This window comes from Seonamhaeicola sediminis, assembly GCF_004358095.2.
GTDB lineage: Bacteria > Bacteroidota > Bacteroidia > Flavobacteriales > Flavobacteriaceae > Seonamhaeicola > Seonamhaeicola sediminis.
This window is the reverse complement of sequence record NZ_SMZJ02000047.1, coordinates 1-281: the sequence shown is the minus strand read 5'-3', so window position 1 is coordinate 281 and position 281 is coordinate 1. Positions and strand designations below refer to the sequence as shown.

Here is a 281-nt window from a genome sequence, read left to right as displayed (position 1 = left end):
CGGTTTTAAGGATTCGCTCCACCTCACGGTGTGGCTGCCCTCTGTACCGGCCATTGTAGCACGTGTGTAGCCCAGGACGTAAGGGCCGTGATGATTTGACGTCATCCCCACCTTCCTCACGGTTTGCACCGGCAGTCTTGCTAGAGTTCCCATCTTTACATGCTGGCAACTAACAACAGGGGTTGCGCTCGTTATAGGACTTAACCTGACACCTCACGGCACGAGCTGACGACAACCATGCAGCACCTTGTAAGCAGTCCGAAGAAAAGTCTATCTCTAAA

General features: G+C 53.0%; 1 rRNA gene. It reads right to left on the bottom strand.

Annotated elements, in window-relative coordinates:
- Window positions 1–281 (bottom strand): 16S ribosomal RNA (locus E1J38_RS15040); the annotation flags it as partial.